This window comes from Pseudomonas sp. NFPP02, assembly GCF_900119355.1.
GTDB lineage: Bacteria > Pseudomonadota > Gammaproteobacteria > Pseudomonadales > Pseudomonadaceae > Aquipseudomonas > Aquipseudomonas paracarnis.
This window is the reverse complement of the sequence record NZ_FPJI01000006.1, coordinates 13,303-33,653: the sequence shown is the minus strand read 5'-3', so window position 1 is coordinate 33,653 and position 20,351 is coordinate 13,303. Positions and strand designations below refer to the sequence as shown.

Here is a 20,351-nt window from a genome sequence, read left to right as displayed (position 1 = left end):
CCCTGGGCCGAACTATATTTTCAACCGCCATTGTTACGGCATACGCCCATGACCTGATATTCCAGGGTATTGAGCTTGCCGCTGGAGTCTTCGTAGGTCATGCGCGACGGTACGGCGTTGCACGAGCGGATCGGCGGCGTCACGTTGACGACCTTGGCAATGTCCAGGTCCATGCCATAGCGGTACGCCTGGACCTCAGGCACCGGCTTGCCTTTTTTGATGGCGTACGCGGCCATGGCTTTCTCATTGCGCTCCATCATCAGGGCAAAGGTGCGGTCCCCACCCCCTTCGGCCAGTGCGCCAAATGACAACACAGCCGTTAATACAGCCAAACCTGCTTTATAAAAGTTCATCGCGGTTTCCTCGACTGAAAAGTTCAGTGTCGAGATTAACCAACCCACCCTGACGGCAGGTTCACCAGAACATTACTTATTTGTTAGATGGTCGTTAGTTTCCAGAATTGTAATGTGCAAGCCATGCAGTTGTTATCCGCCATTTGCAACTATCAGCCAGGGCCAGATCAATAAAAACGCCCGCCTCTATAAGAAGCCGATAACTGCCATCACCGAGGAGCGCATCATGAGCATTCGTCATTACACCCTTCCCTTTTCACTGATGGCTGCACTGCCCATGGCCGCCATGGCAGTGGAGGACAAGCCCGAGGGTTTTATAGAGGGCAGCCGCATCAACGTGCTGGCACGCAACTTCTACTTCAACCGCGATGACCGCAAAGGCCAGTCCAGCCCCACTGGCAATGGTTACTCCGAAGCCTGGGCCCAGGGTTTCATCGGCAAATTCGAATCCGGTTTTACCCAGGGCACCGTGGGTTTTGGCCTGGACGCATTCGCCATGTACGGCCTCACACTTGACTCGGGCAGCGGCCGCAGCGGCGGCAAAGGCTCGTTCGGCGTGCTGCCGGTGAACAGCGACAACCAGCCGGAAAACAGCTACAGCAAAATCGGCGGCGCGGCGAAACTGCGCGTGCTGGACACCGTGATCAAGGCCGGCGACGTGTTCCCACTTACGCCGGTGGTGGCCTACGGCGACTCTCGCCTGTTGCCCGAGAGCTTTCGCGGCGTCACCCTGCAAAACACCAGTCTGGAAGGCTTGAGCCTGCAAGGCGGGCGCCTGAGCGGCATGAGCCAGCCCAGTGAAAGCGGCATGAACAAAGGCTTTGCCACCTTCTATGCAGGCAAGGTCGACTCGCCCTGGATCGCCTACTTCGGCGGTGACTACCAGCTCAACAGCCATCTGGGCTTTAGCCTGTACAGCAGCCGCTTGAAGGACGCCTGGGATCAGTACTACTTCGGCAGCAATGCCAATTACGCATTGACCGACGACGTGTCATTGTTCGGTGACTTCAACTACTACAAGGCCGTGGACGAAGGCCAGAAACGGCTCGGCGAGTTCGACAACAACATCTGGAGCGCCAGGCTCGGGGTCAAGGTCGGTGCCCACAGCGTGGCCGTGTCGCACCAGCGTAACAACGGCGACGATGACTTCGACTACCTGCGCCAATCAGACTCGATCTTCCTCAATAACTCCATCCAGTACAGCGACTTCAACGCGCCCAAGGAGCGCTCATGGATGGTGCGCTACGACCTGGACATGCAAGCGTTCGGCATTCCCGGCTTGTCGTTCATGACCCGCTACGGCAAAGGCACCGGCGCCGACTATAGCAACGCCAATGCCGTGTATATGCGCCGCGATGCAGCGGGTAACCCCTTGACCGATCAACGCCGCTGGGAACGGGATATCGAGGCCAAATACGTGGTGCAAAGTGGGCGTTTGAAGGATTTGTCCCTGCGCTTGCGCCAGGCCACCGTGCGCTCCAGTGCGTTTGAATCAGACCTGGAAGAAGTTCGTCTGATTGCCGAATACCCATTGGTCGTGCTGTAGCCCTTACATTCGCTCGCGATTAACTAACACCTGTTCACAAATAGCCAGTTATCAAAATTGTAATATTGGCCTCAGCTTCTCGTTAAGTGGAACTTTCTATACTCGCTTCAACTTATTCACCCGAGCACATTCATCTCTGAAGCTTTTGTGTAGCTCCTTTGGAAAGAGATGAATTTTTAACGCCCCGCTTGGGGCGTTTTTTTTGCCTGCGACACATGCGACCGACGGTCGCAGTTGACCCTAAAGCTACTTTAGCCTTCAGACTTTTCCCACTTCCGAACCCGCCGCCATAGGGACATGGGCGCCTTCTCTCCCCTAATTCAAGAGGTAACCCCCATGCGTATTCTTGTGGTTGAAGACGAGCAGAAAACCGCCGACTACCTGCAACAGGGCCTGAACGAAAGTGGCTACGTGGTCGACTGCGCCGCCAATGGTATCGACGGCCTGCACCTGGCCGGGCAACACGCCTATGAACTGGTGATTCTGGACGTGAACCTGCCGGGCAAGGATGGCTGGCAAGTACTGGAAGAATTGCGCCGCAACGGCACCCAGCGCGTGATGATGCTCACCGCCCGTGGCCGGCTGGCTGACAAGATCAAGGGCCTGGACATGGGCGCCGACGATTATCTGGTCAAGCCGTTCGAGTTTCCCGAACTGCTGGCCCGCGTGCGCACCCTGATGCGTCGCAGCGAGCACATTCCACAGCCGGAAGTGTTCCGCGTCTCGGACCTGGAACTGGACCCGCGCCGCCACCGCGCTTATCGCGGCACCCGGCGCATCGACCTGACCACCAAGGAGTTCGCACTGTTGCAAGTGCTCATGCGCCAGGCCGGCGAAGTGCTGACCCGCACACAGATTATTTCCCTGGTGTGGGACATGAATTTCGACTGCGACACCAACGTGGTCGAAGTCTCCATCAGCCGCCTGCGCGCCAAGGTGGATGACCAGAGCGAGGTCAAGCTGATCCACACTATTCGCGGCGTAGGCTACGTGCTGGAAGCGCGCCCATGAAGACCGGCAGCCTGTCGATGCGCCTGGGCCTGACGGTCAGCCTGATGGGCGCGGGTCTGGTGTTGCTGCTGGCGACCCTGGCCTACCTGGCCCTCACCCATGAGCTGGAAAAACTCGCGCGAAAAAACCTGGAAAGCAAGATGGAACAGATCCAGCACAGCCTGGCCCTGGGCCTGGACGCCCATGCCATCCGCGCCCGCCCGCACTCGCTGATGGACCTGGTGATCGGCCACGACAATTTCCACCTGACCATCGTCGGCACCGCGCCCGATAACAGTGTGCTGCTGAACGTCGGCAGCAAGCCCCAGGAACCACTGCTCACCGACTTCAAGCCACGGGAAACCCTGGGCTACCTCAATTGGGTCGACAGCTACGGCAACCAGGTACTCAGTGCCTCCAGCTTGATGCGCCTGGCCAACGGTGAACGCGTGCGGGTGCTGCTGTCCCTGGACCGCATGGACGACCAGGCATTGCTCAGTGCCTACCTGCGCGCCACGCTGATTGCGCTGCCGCTACTGCTGATACTGATTGGCATGGGCGCCTGGTGGCTGGTGCAACGGGGCCTGGCGCCGTTGAAGCAGTTCAGCCAGGTGGCGGCGAAAGTCACCACCCAAGACCTCACCCATCGCTTGTCTGTGGACAACCTGCCCCACGAACTGGGTGAACTGGCCCACGGCATCAACGTGATGCTCGACCGCCTGGATGCCGGTGTGCAGCAACTCTCGCAATTCTCCGATGACCTGGCCCACGAACTGCGCGCGCCCTTGACCAACCTGATGGGCAAGGCCCAGTTGACCCTGTCGCGACAGCGCCCGCCGCAGGAATACAAGGCGGTGCTGGAATCCAACACCGAAGAACTCGAGCGCCTGGCGCGAATTGTCAGCGACATGCTGTTTCTGGCGCAGGTCAGCCATCCGGCGGCGCGGGCCTCATTCACCGAGGTGTCCCTGGCGCAGGAAGCCCAGCGGGTAATGGAGTTGTTTGCCCTGAGCGCCGAAGATAAAGGCGTCACCCTGAGCCTGCGCGGCGATGCCTGGGTGACCGGCGACCGACTGATGATCCAGCGGGCGATTTCCAACTTGTTGTCCAATGCCATTCGCCACACACCCGAGGCCTCTACCGTGTTGCTGTTGGTGGAGACCTACGAGCAGAGCGTATCGCTGTCGGTGGGCAACCCGGGGCGAGGCATTGAAGCGCACCACCTGCCGCACCTGTTCGAACGTTTCTACCGCGCCGACAGCAGCCGTACCCGTGCAGAGGGCGGCACCGGGCTGGGGCTGGCCATCGTGAAATCGATCATGCATTTGCATCAGGGGCATGCTCATGTCACCAGCCAGCCTGGGCGTTTTACGCGGTTCAGCCTGGTGTTTCCTTCAAAGCCAGCCTAGGCCCAATGTAGGAGCGAGCTTGCTCGCGAAAAACGTCAACGATAACGCGTGTTTCCTGAATAAACGCGGCGCCTGTGGTTTTTTCGCGAGCAAGCTCGCTCCTACAGAGGGTAAGCCCGCACATTGCGGCGTTTTCACGGTTGTCAGGCAGCCTCTTCATCGCGGCGATGAGCCCATTGGTACAACGCCGGCAGCACCAGCAAGGTCAGCAAAGTCGAAGAAATAATCCCGCCAATCACCACCGTCGCCAATGGACGCTGCACTTCGGCGCCGGTGCCGGTGGCGAGTGCCATGGGGATAAACCCGAGGGACGCCACCAGCGCGGTCATCAGTACCGGGCGCAAGCGGGTCAACGCGCCTTCGTGGATCGCCACCGATAACGAGCGGCCTTCCTCGCGCAGGTTTCGGATGAAGGCGATCATCACCAGGCCATTAAGCACCGCGACGCCCGACAAGGCGATAAAGCCCACACCCGCCGAAATCGACAGCGGAATATCACGCAGCCACAAGGCCATGATCCCGCCGGTGAGCGCGAAGGGGATGCCGGTAAACACCAGCAGGCCGTCCTTGAGGTTGTTGAACATCATGAACAGCAACCCGAACACCAACAGCAACGCTACCGGCACCACGATGCGCAAGCGTTCGGAAGCCTCCTTCAACTGTTCGAACTGGCCGCCCCAGGTGGTCCAGTAACCGGCAGGGACTTTCACCTGGGTAGTGATGGCGGCTTCGGCCTCCTCGACAAACGAGCCGATATCGCGCCCGCGCACGTTGGCGCTGACGATCACCAGGCGCTTGCCGTTCTCGCGGCTGATCTGGTTGGGGCCCAACACCAGGTCGAGGCTGGCAACCTGGGACAAGGCGATAAAGCCCAACTGCCCCGAGGTACTACTCGCCAGCGCCGGCACCGGGATCAACAGCCGTGACAAGCCGTCGATATCGGTGCGCAACGTGTCGGACAAGCGCACCACCATGTCAAAACGCCGATCACCCTCGTACAGCGTACCGGCCTGGCGCCCACCGACAGCGACGGCGATGGTGTCCTGCACATCACCCACATTCAGGCCGAAGCGAGCGGCCTTGTCGCGGTCGATATTGATGGTCAGCACCGGCAGGCCGGAGGTCTGTTCCACCTTCACTTCCGAGGCGCCGTTGAGCTTCTGCAAGGTCTCGGCGATTTCCCCGGCAGTCTGGTTGAGCACCGCCATATCATCGCCGAACACCTTCACCGCCACATCGCTGCGCACTCCGGAAATCAGCTCGTTGAAGCGCAACTGGATCGGCTGCGAGAGCTCATACACGCTGCCCGGCACAATCGCGCTGGCCCGTTGGATATCGGCGATGATTGCCTCGCGGGACTTCTTCGGGTTCGGCCATTGGTCCTTGGGTTTGAGCATCACGTAGCTGTCGGAAATATTCGGCGGCATCGGGTCGGAGGCGATTTCCGCCGTACCGGTGCGCGCAAACACCCGCTCGATTTCCGGCACTTGGGCCAGTAAGGTTTTTTCCAGTTGCTGCTGCATCTGCACTGATTGGGTCAGGCTGGTGCCAGGCACACGCAGCGCCTGTTGGGCAAAGTCACCTTCGCTGAGGCTGGGGATAAATTCACTGCCCATGCGGCTGGCGACCAACCCCGACACGACGATGGTCAGTGCGGCCAGGCCGAACACCAGGGGCCGACGCACCATCACCCAGTTGAGCACCGGGCCATACACCCGACGCGCACTGCGCATGACGAAGTTTTCTTCTTCCTTGACCTTGCCGGTGACGAACAACGCAATCGCCGCCGGTACGAAGGTCACCGACAGAATCATCGCGCCGAGCAAGGCAATCACCACGGTGAATGCCATGGGGTGGAACATCTTCCCGGCCACGCCCGTGAGAGCGAAGATCGGCAGGTACACCACCATGATGATCAACTGCCCGAAGATCAGCGCGCGTCGTGCCTCCTTGGCCGCGGCGAACACTTCGTGCAGGCGTTCACTGCGGGTCAGCAACCGGCCGTGGCGCTGCTGTGCGTGGGCCAGACGGCGGATGGCGTTCTCGACGATCACCACCGCACCGTCAACGATAATGCCGAAGTCCAGCGCGCCCAGGCTCATCAGGTTGGCGCTGACTTTGTTGGTGAACATGCCGGTGAAGGTGAACAGCATCGCCAGCGGAATCACCATCGCAGTGATCAGCGCTGCACGGATATTACCCAGGAACAGAAACAACACCGCCACCACCAGCAACGCACCTTCGAAGAGGTTTTTCTTCACCGTGGCGATGGCTTTTTCCACCAGGTTGGTGCGGTCGTAAACAGTGACCGCCACCACGCCTTCGGGCAGCGAGCGGTTGATCTCCTCAAGCTTTTTCGCCACCGCCTGGGACACGCTGCGGCTGTTCTCGCCGATCAACATGAACACCGTGCCCAGCACCACCTCACGGCCATTTTCGGTGGCGGCGCCGGTACGCAGCTCACGACCAATGTCGACCTGGGCCACATTGCGCACGCGGATCGGTGTGCCGTCCGAGGTGGTGATGACAATGTTGGCGATGTCGTCGATAGACGCCACCTGGCCCGGCGCGCGGATCAACAACTGTTCGCCGCTGCGCTCGATATAGCCGGCGCCGACGTTGGCGTTGTTGCGCTCCAGCGCCGTGACCAGATCGTTGAGGGTCAGGTTGTAAGCGGCCAGGCGCTTGGGGTCTGGCGCAATCTGATATTCCTTGGCGAAGCCGCCGATGGTATTGATCTCGGCCACGCCTGGCACGTTGCGCAGTTGCGGTTTGATGATCCAGTCCTGGATCACCCGCAGGTCGGTGGGGGTGTAAGGCGTACCGTCCTCTTTGCGCACACCGTCCTCGGCTTCGACGGTCCACAGGAAAATTTCCCCAAGGCCAGTGGAAATCGGCCCCATGGCGGTTTCGATGCCGTCAGGCAATTGCTCACGGGCCACTTGCAGGCGTTCGTTGACCAATTGGCGGGCGAAGAACAGGTCGGTGCCGTCCTTGAAAATCACCGTGACCTGGGACAAACCGGAACGCGACAGCGATCGCGTCTGCTGCAGGCCCGGTAGGCCGGCCATGGCGGTTTCGATGGGAAAGGTGACGCGCTGCTCGGTTTCCAGCGGCGAAAAACCGGCCGCCGCCGAGTTGATCTGCACCTGTACGTTGGTGATGTCAGGCACTGCGTCGATGGGCAGTTTCTGATAGCTGGCGATGCCGACACAGGCCATCAACAGCACCGCCAGCAACACGATGATGCGCTGCTCGATGGCGAATTGGATAAGGCGCTCAAACATGGGGAATCACTCGCAGGATCAATGGGCGTGTTCGGCCGAGCCTTTGCCCAGTTCGGACTTGAGGATGAAGCTGCCAGCCGTCGCCACCTGCGCGCCGGCCTCCAGGCCTTTGCGCACTTCGACGTAGCCGTTTTCACTGACGCCCAGTTCAAGATGGCGGGTGATAAAGCCGTCCTCGGTACGCACAAACACCGAGGGTTTGTCCTCGACGGTCTGGACAGCGGTTTGCGGCACGGTGACCTTGGCCTGGTAGGTGTCGGTGGCCACTTGCACGGCCACAAACAAGCCCGGGCGCCAGGCGTCGTCAGGGTTGGGGACCGTTACGCGCACGGTGGCGGTGCGCGTCTGCTCACCGAGCAAGTTGCCCACATAGGCCACGGTGCCCAGCACTTCGGTGCCCATTTCCGTCGAGCTGACTTTCACCGGTTTGCCCACGCGAACCTTGTTCAAGTCCTTGGGAAATACGCCGAAGGTGACCCACACCTGGGACAGATCCGAGAGGGTAAAGGCATTACTGGTTTCACTGACCACCTCGCCCACCCCCAGGTGTTTTTCCACCACCACACCGGCGAAGGGCGCACGCAGTTCATAACGATTGCCGCCGGCCAATACGGCGCTGCCGCTGAGCGCAGTCATTTTTTGCCGCGCATTGTTCAGGGCGATTTCGGCTTCTTGCAGGGTTTGCCGCGCCAGCAGGTAATCCTGTTCGGCAGAGATTTTGTCCTGCCACAACTGACGCTCGCGCTGGAAGGTGGTACGCGCCAGTTCGACCCGGCGCTCACTGGCCGCCAATTCGCTGCGCTGGTCGGAAATCTGCTGGCTGGCGATCACCGCCAACAGCTCACCCTTCTTCACCGACTGGCCCAGGTTGACCTTCACCGCCTCCACCACGCCTGCCGCACGGGGCACGATATGGGAGGTACGGTCTTCATCAAAACGCACTTCGCCCGGCAGCGTCAGCACGGTGCTGATGGCACGCGGTTGCGCCTGGGCCAACTGGATGCCGGCGGCTTGAATCTGCTGCTCGGTGAGTTCGAGCTTGCCTTCTTCTTCCTCGGCGTGGGCGAAGCCGGAAAGCATCAGGCCCAGGGCGACGGCGAGCGCCATGCCATGTTTTTTGTTCATCAGGAGACTCCAGGAAAAATCAAAAGCGGGCGAGGTCGCCGTAAATGCGTTCGATGCGTACCCAGGCCTCGGTGGCCTGGGCGGTGGCCGCAAGGTATTGGGTGCGGGCCGCGATCAAGGTGCGCTGGGCGTCGAGCACGTCGAGGAAGTTGAACTTGCCCATCTCGAAGCCACGGGTGGCGCTGTCTACCGCACTTTGTGCGGCGGGCAGGATCTGCTGGTTGAACGCGCGCACTTCGGTATTTGCCGTTTGCCACAGGTCCAGGGCCTGGCGGGTTTCGGTGCGCAGGCGCAGCTCGGCGGCGTTGCGCAGGTCGCGGGCCTGGTCGGCGCGTCGAGTGGCCGCGAGGATGTTGCCCTGGTTGCGGTTGAACAGCGGGATCGGCATCGACACGCCCACCAGGTTCACCCGTTCGCGCACACTGGCGTCGTATTGGCTGCCGATCGACACGTCCAGGTCAGGAATGCGCTGGGCTTTTTCCAGGCCCACGCTGGCTTCGTTCTGCACAATGCTGAGTTCGGCCAGGCGCAATTCGGCAGTTTGCTCAAGGCGTGCCAGCAATGGCGCGGCGGCGGGTAACGCCGGTACCGAGGTGCTTGGCGTGGCGACGGCCTGGAAGTCGGTGGCGGCGCTGCCGGTACTGGTGGCGAGGCGACGGTAGGCGTCAGTGAGGCCAATCTGTGCGCGGTTCAATTCCAGACGGATTTCCGACACCTGCACCTGGGCGCGAGTGGCTTCCACCGGCGACGACTTGCCAGCGGTGACGCGCCCATTGGCGACCACTAGCCCGCGCTCGGCAAGCGTCATGGAGCGTTGCGCCAGGTCAAGGCGTTCCTGGGCGCGCAGGGCGCCGTAGTAGCTGTCGATGACCTCGGCACGCAACTGGTTGCGACGCTGCTCCAGGGTCAGCGCGGCGGCATCCTGGGCGCGGGTGGCCACCTCGATGCGTGCACCGCGCTTGCCGCCCAGTTCAAGAGTCTGGCTGAGTTTGATGCTGGTGGTGCGGCTGTTGCGGCGGGTGTCTTCGGCGTCCCAGGAGGCCACCGGGTTGGGGATCAGGCCGGCCTGTTGCCGGCCGCCTTGGGCGATGTCGATTTCCCATTGTGCGGCCGCCAGGTCCGGGTTGTTGGCGAAGGCGGTTTGCAAGGCTGCATCGAGGGTGAGGGGTTGTGCCTGGGCGGCGTTTGCGGATATCCACACTACCAGTGCCGCCGCCCCCAACAGTGTTCTAACGAAAATTGCCATAACGAGAGTTCCACGCCCATGAAGTCGCTGAGGTTTCCCAGCGGGGGCAATGTAGCTTTCGGTACTTATCAGGGCCGTGGGCGAAAGATTACAAATCCGTTAGCCAGGCTCAGGCATGCACTTCGTCGTGATCGTCATGTTGAAAACCCTCGCCCTCGACCTGGATCGTGGCGTGGGAAATATCGAACTGTTCGTGCAGTAACTCCGTCACTCGGCTGAGGATCTGTTGCTCAGTGCCCTGGGACGCATCCGCGACCAGATGCGTACTCAGCACGTTCTTGCCACTGGTGAGGGCCCAGATATGCAGATCGTGCACGTCCCTGACCCCCGGCACGCTGCGGATGGCCTGCTCCACCCGCTCGATGTCCACACCCTCCGGCACACCTTGCAGCAGGATGTTCATGCTCGCCTTAAGCAACGTCCAGGTGCGCGGCAATACCCAAAAGCCGATGGCGGCCGCGACCACGGAGTCAACCCAACCCCAGCCAGTGAACATGATCACCAGCGCGGCAATGATCACGCCGACGGAGCCCAGCATGTCGCTCCAGACTTCCAGGTAGGCGCCCTTGACGTTAAGGCTCTCGCCACTGGCAGCGCTGAGCAGACGCATGGAGATCAGGTTGACCACCAGCCCCAGCAGCGCAATCACCAGCATGCCGGTGGACTGGATTTCGGCGGGCGCCTGCAGCCTCTGGTAAGCCTCGTACAAGATGTAGAACGCCACGGCGAACAACAGCAATGCGTTGAAGGCGGCCGCCAGGATCTCGAAGCGCGCATAACCGAAGGTACGCTTGCGGTCTGCCGGGCGCTTGGCGACTTGGATCGCCACCAGGGAAATCGCCAGGGCCAGGGCGTCGGTCATCATGTGCGCCGCGTCCGACAACAGCGCCAGGCTGCCGGTGATAAAAGCGCCGATGACTTCGGCCAGCATGAAGCTGCCGGTCAGCCCCAGTGCGATCCATAACTTGCGTTCGTGGCCGGCGCGTACTTGGGCGTGGCTGTGTCCTGCGCTCATGAAATGTCCTCGTGGGTTGGGATGGGGCGGATCATAGAGCTATAGGCCAGATCCACTGGCATGGTTTGCAAAATTGTCATCTGAGCGCCAGAGGGTCGTTAGCTTCGGGCGCACCAAAATCGTTCATGCACGCGTTGGGGAAGATGTATCAGGTAAGCTTTTTGGGCCGAAACAAAAAGAAACATATTAGCCAACCTGCTCGATAAGGAGTTCCGTCTTGGAGTTATCGACTGCCGCGTGGATGGTTCACGACACCCGCCTCATGCTCTGCGTGCTGTTGGCGATCGCCAGCATCATTGTGCTGATCAGCGCGACCAAACTGCCACCCTTCCTGTCGATTCTGATCGGCACCTTTATCGCCGGGGTCGGCGCCGGCCTGCCACCGGAAGAAGTGGCAAAGGCTTTCAGCAAAGGCGCCGGGACGATTCTCGGGGAAGCCGGGATCATCATTGCCCTGGGTGCGATGCTCGGCGCGCTGATGGCCGAATCCGGCGCGGCCGACCGTATTGCCACCACGTTGCTCGGGCTGGGCAAAGGCAAGTCATTGCCCTGGGTGATGGCGTTGGTCGCCATGGTGATCGGCCTGCCGCTGTTCTTCGAAGTGGGCCTGGTGATGATGGTGCCGATCATCTTTGTGATGGCCAAGCGTTCGAACCAGCCGTTGCTGAAGATCGCCATCCCTGCACTGGCGGGCATGACCACCTTGCATGCCTTGATGCCACCTCACCCTGGGCCGCTGATTGCCGTAGGCGCATTGCACGCCGACCTGGGCCTGACCATGTTGCTGGGCTTTTGCCTGGCGGTGCCGGCAGTGATCCTGGCCGGGCCGCTGTATGGCAACTGGCTGTCCAAGCGCCTGCACGTGGATGAGCCGGCCGATATCGGCGCCTTGTTCAGCGCACCGCCCAAGGCCCCGCGCCAGCCGAGCTTCGGTGTGTCGCTGCTGATCATTCTGTTGCCGGTAATCCTGATGCTCGGCAGCACCTTGGCTAAAGTCGCGTTGGCGCCGGAAAGCACCCTCGCCCTGACCTTGAAATTCCTCGGTGAACCGCTGGTCGCCCTCGGCCTGGCCGTAATCGCCGCGGTCGTCTGCCTGGGTTGGGCGGCGGGCATGCCACGCGCCGACGTCGGCAACACCCTGCGCAAAGCCCTGGCGCCCATCGCCGTACTACTGCTGACTATCGGCGCCGGCGGCGGCCTCAAGCAAACCCTGCTGGACGCCGGCGTCAGCCAGACCATCAGCAAAGTCGCCGAAGGCGCGCACATGCCCTACCTGCTGCTGGCCTGGCTGATCGCCGTGGCCCTGCGCCAGGCCACCGGCTCGGCCACCGTCGCCACCACCACAACCGCCGGCATCCTCGCGCCGATGATGGCCGGGTTGGCGGCAACGCAAAGCTCATTGGTCGCCCTGGCCATCGGCGCCGGCTCGGTGTTCTTCTGCCACGTCAATGACGCCGGGTTCTGGATGGTGCGTGAGTACTTTGGCTTGCAGTTGAAACAGACGATCTGGGTGTGGTCGGTGTTGCAGACGATTGTTTCGGTGGTTGGGCTTGTGGGTACGTTGCTGCTCTGGCATTGCTGATCTGGTTCGTCGACCACACCTGCACAAATGATGCACTGAGAAAAACGGCCTTACGGGTACAGCCGCGTATCCTTAAGACGCAACAGGTAAGACAAAAATAGATAAACTCATTCTCCCTCCTTCCCCACAGATGAATTACCATCCAAGAGTTAAGGACAACCAAGTGATGCGACTAAATGGCGACTAAAGCACCTCCGGTTCACGAACTAGAATTTTTGAAATTTTCCGCCAATCATCTGGAGTTGAGTCGAAAGCTCACAACCTTAGGATGCACAACACCGGAGCTTGGGTTCTATGCGCAGCACGTCTGTGTGGCGTGGTTTCGATTAGGAGAGCAACACCTCTCTGAAGCAAAAAAAATCCAAGCGGCGGGGTGCATCCGAGCGGTATTTTCCCGTGCATACTATGCTGCTTATAACGCGTCGAAAGGAATGCGCTATATGACGCAAGGATTCGTTAGCCTAAAAGGTGACGATCACGGAAAGGCCTCCTCTGAGCTGCCGGGTGATTTCCCAGAGGTAGTTACATGGGCCGGGCGCTTATCACTTCTTTATGAGCATCGATTACGCGCCGACTATGACAATTGGTCAAGTACACAAGCTGACTTCACATTGAAACCAGCAGCCGCCATCGTTGAAGCCGAAGAATTTATAGCGGCTGCACGTTCCTACTTAAATTCAAAGTGTAATATCGGCCTATGAACATCGAAATCAATGAACAGAGAGACATCCACGAAGCAATAATTGCCTTCGAACGAGAGATAGGTGTTACCGGCGTTCCATGCACTAGAACTCAAGTGGGAAATCAAGAGTTTCTTAAATTTTCTGTAGGGCGCGACGCCCCACTCTACAGATATGCTCTATATGAAAGCCAGAGAAAACTAGAAAAAGAAAATACGTTCAAAGGAGCTATGGCGCTTGCGCCAATAAAACCAAAAAACTTCCCGGCATCCATCGAAGCTAGTGCCCTTCTTATATTGCTGACGCGTTCTACACGCGAAGTTTCCCAAGGTAGTTCTTCACGGGGTTATGCAGTTCCATACGTGCCTTTCCAAAAACGTGAGGATCACCAACTCGCTCAACCTGCCTCTCATATTGTCAGAGGACGGAGAGGAGTTGGAAAATCCACGCTTATAAGACGTGCAACTGAACTATTAGCTGAAACGCCTGCCATAGTAACTGTTTTAGACATGCAGTCTTACTCCACACTAACCGGAGACGATCTCATCAGAGAAGTCGCATACGACATGTGCACATCTCTAGCTGCTGCATGCGAAGCAATTAATAGCGATAAAGAATCTTTAAAACTCACACAAAAATTACTCACAGTCGCATCTGAAATTTCATCGAGCGTTATTTCAATTGATCGAGCCCCGATCTCGATTAAAAGAATTCTGGCAGACATAACGAAAATCACAAGAAGCAATGCCTTTGTTTTCCTTGATGACTTTCACCTTATAGACCAAAAATCTCAACCCGAACTATTGCACTCTGTCAATGCAGCTCTAAAAGGAGCAAATGGATGGTTAAAGGTCGCTGGGCTTAGCTCACTTCTTAATGTCTATTCACCTAAAACCAGGAAAGGCCTACAGATACCAGGAGATGCGCAATACATTTCCTTGGATTTAACGCTTGAAAATCCTGAAGCTGCGGAGGCACATCTAAGAGCAATCCTAGATAGCTTCTTGAACTCCGTCGGTTACTCTCTCACAAGCGCAGTGATTCCCGAATCCGCATTTCGTCGATTGGCTTGGGCAAATGCCGGCGTACCGAGAGATTTTTTACAAATGTTTGGCCGCTCGCTGGAGCATGCAACACGCACCCGACATGCCACGATTACTTTATCTGATGTAAACGTAGCTATTGGAGAATTCGGCCAACAGAAAATGGATGATTTGCAACGCGACGCGCGCAACGAAGCTGGCATGCTCCGCGAAATGCTGAACAAGTTAGAAGAACTTTGCTTAGACGACAAAAAAATTAACGCTTTTTTAATTAGAAGTGACGAGTCAGAGGAGCGCTCGCTCGTAAAAGTACTGAGTGACTTACGCATGGTTCATCTAATACACCAGTCAATTACGCCACGTAAAGCTGGCGAACGCTTTGAGGCATTCATATTGGATTACTCACTATTTACAGGCTTTCGCCGAAGACCAAACGTAAAAGAAATGATACCAAAAGAGCTTCAGTTTAAAGCCTCAGAACTCAGAGCGCTCCCAAAAGTATCGGAAGGATTTCTCTGCCAAATACCCACAAAGGAAGAAAAGTAGTAGCCAACCTAGTGGTAGAGATTAAAAACCTCTACCACACTGCCCCCCCCCAGCAATGCCTTACTCTTGAGCAACTGATACGCAAAGCACCAAAGCATGCTTTCCTACAACTTACACCTGGAACTCAACGTAACGAGAGCCTCTGATAACGCATCACACTCGCCACCCCCACCGCCCCCATCACCACGCAATACCCCACACAGATCCACGGGCTGGTCGGCATCAGCGCGATCAACAGCAGCGGTGTGGTACTCGCCCACAGCGCGTAGGCAATGTTGTAGGTGAAGGAGATCCCCGACACCCGCACCTGCGCCGGGAACAGGCCCACCATCACCGACGGCACCGCGCCCACCACGCCGCAACTCAGGCCCGCCACGGCATACGCCGCGCCGAGCCACACACCGCCGGCGATCAGGCTGGCGTACAGCAGCGCAATGCCCACCGGCAGCAACAGGCTGTAGACCAATACCGCGCGCCATGCGCCGATGCGGTCCACCAGCAGGCCGGCGAGCACGCAGCCAATATTCAGGAAGACGATGCCCAGGGCGCTGAGGGCGAAGGTGTGGCTGGGGCTCATGCCGAAGGTTTTCTGCATCATGGTCGGGGTAATGACCACCAGCACTACCACGGCAGACGTCAGCACGCAGGTAAGGATCATCGCCGGCAGCAGCACGGCGCGATGGTCGCGCAGCACGGTGCGCAAGGGCATTTCGGCGGCGGCCTGGCGACGCGCCTGCATCTCCAGGAACACCGGGGTTTCACTGAGCCAGCGGCGCAGCCATACGCCGATCACACCGAATACGCCGCCGAGCAGGAAGGGGAACCGCCAGGCGTAGTCGAGGATTTCGGCAGGGGTGAAGACTTGCGCGAGCAAGGTGGCGGTCAGCGCCCCCAGCAGGTAACCGAAGGTCAGGCCGGCCTGCAAAAACCCCAAGGCATAGCCACGATGGTGACGCGGTGCGTGCTCGGCGACGAAAGTCCAGGCGCTGGGCACTTCGCCGCCCACTGCTGCGCCTTGCAGCACGCGCAACGCCAGCAGGATCAGCGGGGCGAAATAGCCGATTTGCGCGTAGGTCGGCATGACGCCGATCAACAGGCAGGGCAAGGCCATCATCAGGATGCTCAGGCTGAAGACGCGCTTGCGCCCCAGGTGGTCGGCAAAGTGCGCCATCAGGATGCCGCCCAGTGGGCGGGCGAGGTAGCCGGTCACGAAAATGCCGAAGCTTTGCAACAGGCGCAGCCACTCGGGCATTTCCGGCGGGAAGAACAGTTGGCTGAGGGTCAGCGCAAAGAACACGAAGATAATGAAGTCGTAGATTTCCAGGGCGCCGCCGAGGGCGGCCAGGCCCAGGGTTTTGTAGTCGGAGCGGGAAAAACGCTGCGCCCGTGGGGAAAAGGTGGCAGTCATGTGCAGGCTCGGCAGGCAAACAAAATGGCGTGCAGGTTATGAGCTGAGCCCATCGATGGCAATCGTGACGGATATATTTGTTTTACTCATTGATCGTTGAAGATAACAACATTCCCAAATCAATGGCCGTAGAGGAACATGCCGTAAAACTGCCAAACCCCATAATAACTACAAGAGGAAAGACTCGTGGCCGATGCTATCGAAGACAGCCGCTATGCCCGATTTGCCCTGCGTTGCTCCAACTTCGCCGAGCGCTGGTTTCCTGACTCCTGGGTGTTTGCCGCCCTCGCCGTGATCATCGTCGCCGTCGCGACCCTGGGCATGGGCGCCGCACCGGCCGAAGCGGCCAAGGCATTTGGCGATGGGTTCTGGAGCCTGATCCCGTTCACCATGCAGATGGCCTTTGTGGTGATCGGCGGTTACGTGGTCGCCAGCTCACCGCCGGCAGTGAAGTTGATCGACCGCCTGGCGCGCATTCCCAAGAATGGCCGTTCGGCTGTGGCCTGGGTGGCGTTGATTTCCATGGTGGCGTCGTTGCTTAACTGGGGCCTGTCCCTGGTGTTCGGCGGTTTGCTGGTGCGGGCATTGGCCCGGCGCACGGATTTGCGCATGGACTACCGTGCCGCTGGCGCTGCAGCGTACCTGGGCCTGGGGGCCGTATGGGCGCTGGGGCTGTCGTCGTCGGCCGCGCAGTTGCAGGCCAACCCGGCCAGCTTGCCGCCGTCGATTCTGTCGATCACTGGGATGATCCCGTTCACCGAGACCATTTTTTTGTGGCAATCCGGCGTGCTGTTGCTGGCGCTGATCGTAGTGTCGCTGATCATCGCCTACGCCACCGCGCCTGGCCCCAACAGCGCCCGGGATGCCAAGGCCTGCGGCATTGACCCGGCCTTCAACCTGCCCAAGCCGCAGGCGCCGACGCGCCCCGGTGAATGGCTGGAACACAGCCCGTTGCTGACGATTCTGCTGGCGTTGCTGGCGGCCGGCTGGCTGTTCCATGAGTTCTCGACCAAGCCGGCGATCAGCGCCATCTCGGGGCTCAATACCTATAACTTCCTGTTCATCATGGTGGGCGCGCTGCTGCACTGGCGCCCGCGCAGCTTCCTCGATGCCGTGGCCCGTGCGGTGCCGACCACCACCGGCGTGCTGATCCAGTTCCCGCTGTACGGCTCGATTGCCGCACTGATGACGGTGGTCAAGGGCGGCGACGGCCAGACTCTGGCGCACCATATCTCGACGTTCTTCACCTCCATCGCCTCCCACGACACCTACGCCCTGCTGATGGGCGTTTACTCAGCAGTGCTGGGCTTCTTCATCCCCTCAGGTGGCGGCAAGTGGATCATCGAAGCGCCGTATGTGATGCAAGTGGCCAATGATCTGCAATACCACCTGGGCTGGGCGGTGCAGATCTACAACGCCGCCGAGGCGCTGCCGAACTTGATCAACCCGTTTTATATGTTGCCGTTGCTGGGTGTGCTGGGGCTGAAGGCACGGGATTTGATCGGGTTTTCGTTCGTGCAGTTGCTGGTGCATACGCCGCTGGTGTTGTTTCTGCTGTGGGCGTTGGGAACGACGCTGAAGTATTTGCCGCCTGTGATGCCCTGAATAACGGGTGACCGCAACTGTTGGTAAACAGTTGCGGTCAAGGATTTACAGGAAGGCGTGCCAATAGATCAGGTAATGCACTCTGTACAAGGAATATGTGAATGGCGTGCCGCGAAGTCCGGATGCTGATCCATGATTTTCGTCGACACTTCACCAATGATGATCAGGCTCATGACCACAGCTTGTTGTGTTCGCCGGTCCTCCAAAAACTCTTCTTTGCTCAAGCCCTCTACAAAAGTGATCGCGTCAGTGGCCGCTTGCCAGATAATCCCCTAGCCGACTTTCCGTCATACTGGCCGGGCCTCCGCTAGCACTTTATCGCGAAACTTCAAAGGCAAGTCGCCAGGCGTAAGCAGGTCGACATTAACGCCGAGCAAGTCCTCAAGCTCGACCTGCAACCCACCGAGATCAAAGAGCGTTGTGCCCGGCGGCGCGTCTACCAGCAAATCAAGATCACTGCCTTCTTGGTCAGTCCCCATCAGTACCGACCCAAATACTCTGGGATTGGAAATACGGAAACGTCCGACCACTTCTCGTACAGCCGTTCGTTGCAGATCAAGTGCAGTTGAAGGTCTCACGACTCACCTCAGTGATGTGCATTAGAAGGGCAGTCTAGCAGCGCTTGAGCCGTGTAGACACGCCCCGCCCATCACACGCGTGTCTTTGTTCCGTCACATTCCATTGCTACCGTCCTGCGAAATATCTTGCAACATCTCGCCAAGGATTCCTCGCAATGAGTGACGAGCACAACGACCACCCTGCCCACGACTGCGCCCCCAAAACGCCGGTAGACACCAGCCGTCGGCGCTTCCTCGGCGGTGCGGCGGTGTTGGGGGTGGGGGCGACCTTGAGTGCCTGCGGCAATACCAGCGAAGCACCGAACCCACCCGTGGCGCGGCCGCTCACGCCCCAGGAACTGGACAAGGCGCTGCGCGAGCAGGTGAAAACCGTGGTGGTGATTTATGCCGAGAACCGCAGCTTCAACAACCTGTTCGCAGATTTCCCCGGGGTGGAGAAACCGCTGTCGGCGTTAACCGCCAAGGACTTCCAGCAGCGCGACCGCGATGGCAGCGTATTGCCTGCCCTGCCACCGAGCTGGGGCGGTGTGTTGCAGGTCGGCCCACAAACGGTGGACGGGGTGACTTACCCCAGCGAAGTGCAATTCCAGCAAAACCTGCCCAACGCGCCGTTCGCCCTCAAAGGCCCGCAGGGCGAAGACCTGCCATTGAGCCTGGTGACCCGCGACCTATGGCACGTGTTCTACCAGAACCAGATGCAGATCAACGGCGGCAAGAATGATGGTTTTGTCGCCTGGGGCGATTCCGGTGGGCTGGTGATGGGCCATTACGCCCAAAGCCGTTATGCCCTGCGCCTGTGGGACGTGGCCAAGGAGTTTGTGCTGTGCGATAACTTCTTCCAGGGCGCGTTTGGTGGCTCGTTCCTTAACCACCAGTACCTGATCAGCGCCACCGCGCCGTTTTATCCCAATGCCGCGCAGTCGGTGGCCAAGGCGCAGATCGCCACGCTGCAAAGCGATGACCCCAGCGGCACGCGCCTAAAGCCCTTGGACACGTCACCGGCCAGCGCCATGACCGGCCCGCCACAATTCGGCCCCAGCGCATTGACACCCGATGGTTACGGCGTAAACACCCTGGCCCCACCCTACTGGCCCACCTGGATCCGCGACCCGCAAAACCCGGATTATTCCAAGCCCGACCTGCCCAATGTGCTGGTGCCGCAAACCCACGAGCATATTGGCGACAAGCTGTCGAAGAAGAACATCGACTGGGCCTGGTACGCCGGTGCGTGGCAAGCCACCCTGGAGCAGTTCAAGGACTCCGGCGGCATCCCCAAGATTCCGAATTTCCAGTACCACCACCAGCCGTTCAATTACTTCAAGCAGCAAGGGCCGCAAAACCCGGCAGAACGTGCCAGGCGCCTGCGCGACGGCGGTTTGGGCGATGAGTCAAGCACCAACCGGTTCTTCGCCGACGCCCAGGCCGGCAAGCTGCCCGCCGTGAGCTTCTACAAACCCCAGGGCAACTTGAACATGCACGCCGGTTATGCCGACGTGGCCTCGGGCGACCGCCATATCGCCCGCGCCTTGAAGGTGCTGCAAGAAAGCCCGCAGTGGAAAAACATGGTGGTGGTGGTGACCGTGGATGAAAACGGCGGCTGGTGGGACCACGTGGCGCCGCCCCAGGGTGACCGCTGGGGCCCGGGCTCGCGGGTTCCGGCGCTGGTGGTGTCGCCGTTTGCCCGCAAAGGCACGGTGGACCATACGGTGTACGACACGGCATCGATCCTGCGTTTGATCACCCGGGTGTTCCAGTTGGAAACCCTGGACGGCCTCAAGCAGCGCGATGACGCGATGATCGCGCGCGGCCAGAAACCCATGGGCGATCTGAGCAATGCCTTGCAGTTCAGCCTGTAGGGGCTTATCCAATAACGACATGCCGGGCGATTTAACACGCGATTTTCCCGGTCAGCCGCTACTGTGTGCAGGTGGGCTTCCA

Annotated in this window: 16 protein-coding genes; 8 read left to right on the top strand and 8 right to left on the bottom strand. The window is 59.5% G+C overall.

Translation table 11 applies throughout. From position 1 onward, the window contains the following. Positions 1-20: 20 nt before the first annotated feature. Entirely contained in the window at positions 21-353 is a 333-nt protein-coding gene (locus BT204_RS12120; protein WP_014716799.1) for a DUF2790 domain-containing protein, read from the bottom strand. Between the two features lie 226 nt (positions 354-579). Between BT204_RS12120 and BT204_RS12115 the strand changes: the two genes are divergently transcribed. From BT204_RS12115 to BT204_RS12105, 3 genes are all read left to right on the top strand, one after another. Further along, the gene (locus BT204_RS12115; RefSeq protein WP_054921782.1) at positions 580-1,899 is read left to right on the top strand and encodes an OprD family porin; all 1,320 of its coding nucleotides are present in this window, start codon (positions 580-582) and stop codon (positions 1,897-1,899) included. 336 nt (positions 1,900-2,235) lie between these two features. Continuing rightward, positions 2,236-2,910, top strand: a complete 675-nt coding sequence (locus BT204_RS12110; RefSeq protein WP_032893695.1) for a heavy metal response regulator transcription factor — start codon at positions 2,236-2,238, stop codon at positions 2,908-2,910. After that, entirely contained in the window at positions 2,907-4,298 is a 1,392-nt protein-coding gene (locus tag BT204_RS12105; protein ID WP_072446962.1) for a heavy metal sensor histidine kinase, read from the top strand. Before BT204_RS12110 ends, BT204_RS12105 begins: the two co-directional genes overlap by 4 nt. Positions 4,299-4,441: 143 nt before the next feature. On the opposite strand, the gene BT204_RS12100 is transcribed toward BT204_RS12105, so the two are convergent. The 4 genes from BT204_RS12100 to BT204_RS12085 form a co-directional block, all read right to left on the bottom strand. After that, positions 4,442-7,585 carry a CusA/CzcA family heavy metal efflux RND transporter gene (locus tag BT204_RS12100; RefSeq protein ID WP_072446960.1) on the bottom strand — a complete coding sequence of 1,048 codons (3,144 nt, stop codon included), beginning with the start codon at positions 7,583-7,585 and terminating at the stop codon, positions 4,442-4,444. Between the two features lie 18 nt (positions 7,586-7,603). Then, positions 7,604-8,710, bottom strand: a complete 1,107-nt coding sequence (locus BT204_RS12095; RefSeq protein WP_054897168.1) for an efflux RND transporter periplasmic adaptor subunit — start codon at positions 8,708-8,710, stop codon at positions 7,604-7,606. A 19-nt stretch (positions 8,711-8,729) separates the two neighbouring features. Next, a complete protein-coding gene (locus BT204_RS12090; RefSeq protein WP_072446959.1) occupies positions 8,730-9,956 on the bottom strand; it encodes a TolC family protein in 1,227 nt (408 codons plus the stop codon). Positions 9,957-10,065: 109 nt separating this feature from the next. Beyond that, the gene (locus BT204_RS12085) at positions 10,066-10,971 is read right to left on the bottom strand and encodes a cation diffusion facilitator family transporter (protein WP_072446957.1); all 906 of its coding nucleotides are present in this window, start codon (positions 10,969-10,971) and stop codon (positions 10,066-10,068) included. A 217-nt stretch (positions 10,972-11,188) separates the two neighbouring features. On the opposite strand from BT204_RS12085, the gene BT204_RS12080 reads away from it, so the two are divergent. The 3 genes from BT204_RS12080 to BT204_RS27390 all read left to right on the top strand — a co-directional run bounded on the left by BT204_RS12080 (position 11,189) and on the right by BT204_RS27390 (position 14,822). Beyond that, positions 11,189-12,553: a GntT/GntP/DsdX family permease gene (locus BT204_RS12080; RefSeq protein ID WP_072446956.1), complete on the top strand. Its 1,365-nt coding sequence runs from the start codon at positions 11,189-11,191 to the stop codon at positions 12,551-12,553. Between the two features lie 176 nt (positions 12,554-12,729). Then, positions 12,730-13,254, top strand: a complete 525-nt coding sequence (locus BT204_RS27395) for a hypothetical protein (protein ID WP_139271507.1) — start codon at positions 12,730-12,732, stop codon at positions 13,252-13,254. Continuing rightward, positions 13,251-14,822: an AAA family ATPase gene (locus BT204_RS27390; RefSeq protein ID WP_072446954.1), complete on the top strand. Its 1,572-nt coding sequence runs from the start codon at positions 13,251-13,253 to the stop codon at positions 14,820-14,822. Before BT204_RS27395 ends, BT204_RS27390 begins: the two co-directional genes overlap by 4 nt. A 124-nt stretch (positions 14,823-14,946) precedes the next feature. Here the strand turns inward: BT204_RS27390 and BT204_RS12070 are convergent, their stop codons facing one another. Beyond that, on the bottom strand, positions 14,947-16,230 hold the full coding sequence (locus BT204_RS12070; RefSeq protein WP_072446953.1) for an MFS transporter: 1,284 nt from the start codon (positions 16,228-16,230) through the stop codon (positions 14,947-14,949). A gap of 186 nt (positions 16,231-16,416) precedes the next feature. On the opposite strand from BT204_RS12070, the gene BT204_RS12065 reads away from it, so the two are divergent. Further along, positions 16,417-17,835, top strand: a complete 1,419-nt coding sequence (locus BT204_RS12065; RefSeq protein ID WP_003188294.1) for a short-chain fatty acid transporter — start codon at positions 16,417-16,419, stop codon at positions 17,833-17,835. Positions 17,836-17,903: 68 nt separating this feature from the next. On the opposite strand, the gene BT204_RS28125 is transcribed toward BT204_RS12065, so the two are convergent. Further along, positions 17,904-18,041: a hypothetical protein gene (locus BT204_RS28125; RefSeq protein ID WP_230633863.1), complete on the bottom strand. Its 138-nt coding sequence runs from the start codon at positions 18,039-18,041 to the stop codon at positions 17,904-17,906. Positions 18,042-18,122: 81 nt separating this feature from the next. After that, entirely contained in the window at positions 18,123-18,413 is a 291-nt protein-coding gene (locus tag BT204_RS12055; RefSeq protein ID WP_032893707.1) for a nucleotidyltransferase family protein, read from the bottom strand. Positions 18,414-18,568: 155 nt separating this feature from the next. Between BT204_RS12055 and acpA the strand changes: the two genes are divergently transcribed. Then, positions 18,569-20,269: an acid phosphatase gene (gene acpA, locus BT204_RS12050; RefSeq protein WP_057977429.1), complete on the top strand. Its 1,701-nt coding sequence runs from the start codon at positions 18,569-18,571 to the stop codon at positions 20,267-20,269. Positions 20,270-20,351 lie beyond the last annotated feature (82 nt).

Bases quoted from the DNA above. Each gene is read 5' to 3' on its own strand.
- BT204_RS12120 (WP_014716799.1), bottom strand. From the start codon at position 353: ATGAACTTTTATAAAGCAGGTTTGGCTGTATTAACGGCTGTGTTGTCA.
- BT204_RS12095 (WP_054897168.1), bottom strand. From the start codon at position 8,710: ATGAACAAAAAACATGGCATGGCGCTCGCCGTCGCCCTGGGCCTGATG.
- BT204_RS12115 (WP_054921782.1), top strand. From the start codon at position 580: ATGAGCATTCGTCATTACACCCTTCCCTTTTCACTGATGGCTGCACTG.
- acpA (WP_057977429.1), top strand. From the start codon at position 18,569: ATGAGTGACGAGCACAACGACCACCCTGCCCACGACTGCGCCCCCAAA.
- BT204_RS12070 (WP_072446953.1), bottom strand. From the start codon at position 16,230: ATGACTGCCACCTTTTCCCCACGGGCGCAGCGTTTTTCCCGCTCCGAC.
- BT204_RS12105 (WP_072446962.1), top strand. From the start codon at position 2,907: ATGAAGACCGGCAGCCTGTCGATGCGCCTGGGCCTGACGGTCAGCCTG.
- BT204_RS27395 (WP_139271507.1), top strand. From the start codon at position 12,730: ATGGCGACTAAAGCACCTCCGGTTCACGAACTAGAATTTTTGAAATTT.
- BT204_RS12110 (WP_032893695.1), top strand. From the start codon at position 2,236: ATGCGTATTCTTGTGGTTGAAGACGAGCAGAAAACCGCCGACTACCTG.
- BT204_RS12100 (WP_072446960.1), bottom strand. From the start codon at position 7,585: ATGTTTGAGCGCCTTATCCAATTCGCCATCGAGCAGCGCATCATCGTG.
- BT204_RS12090 (WP_072446959.1), bottom strand. From the start codon at position 9,956: ATGGCAATTTTCGTTAGAACACTGTTGGGGGCGGCGGCACTGGTAGTG.
- BT204_RS27390 (WP_072446954.1), top strand. From the start codon at position 13,251: ATGAACATCGAAATCAATGAACAGAGAGACATCCACGAAGCAATAATT.
- BT204_RS12085 (WP_072446957.1), bottom strand. From the start codon at position 10,971: ATGAGCGCAGGACACAGCCACGCCCAAGTACGCGCCGGCCACGAACGC.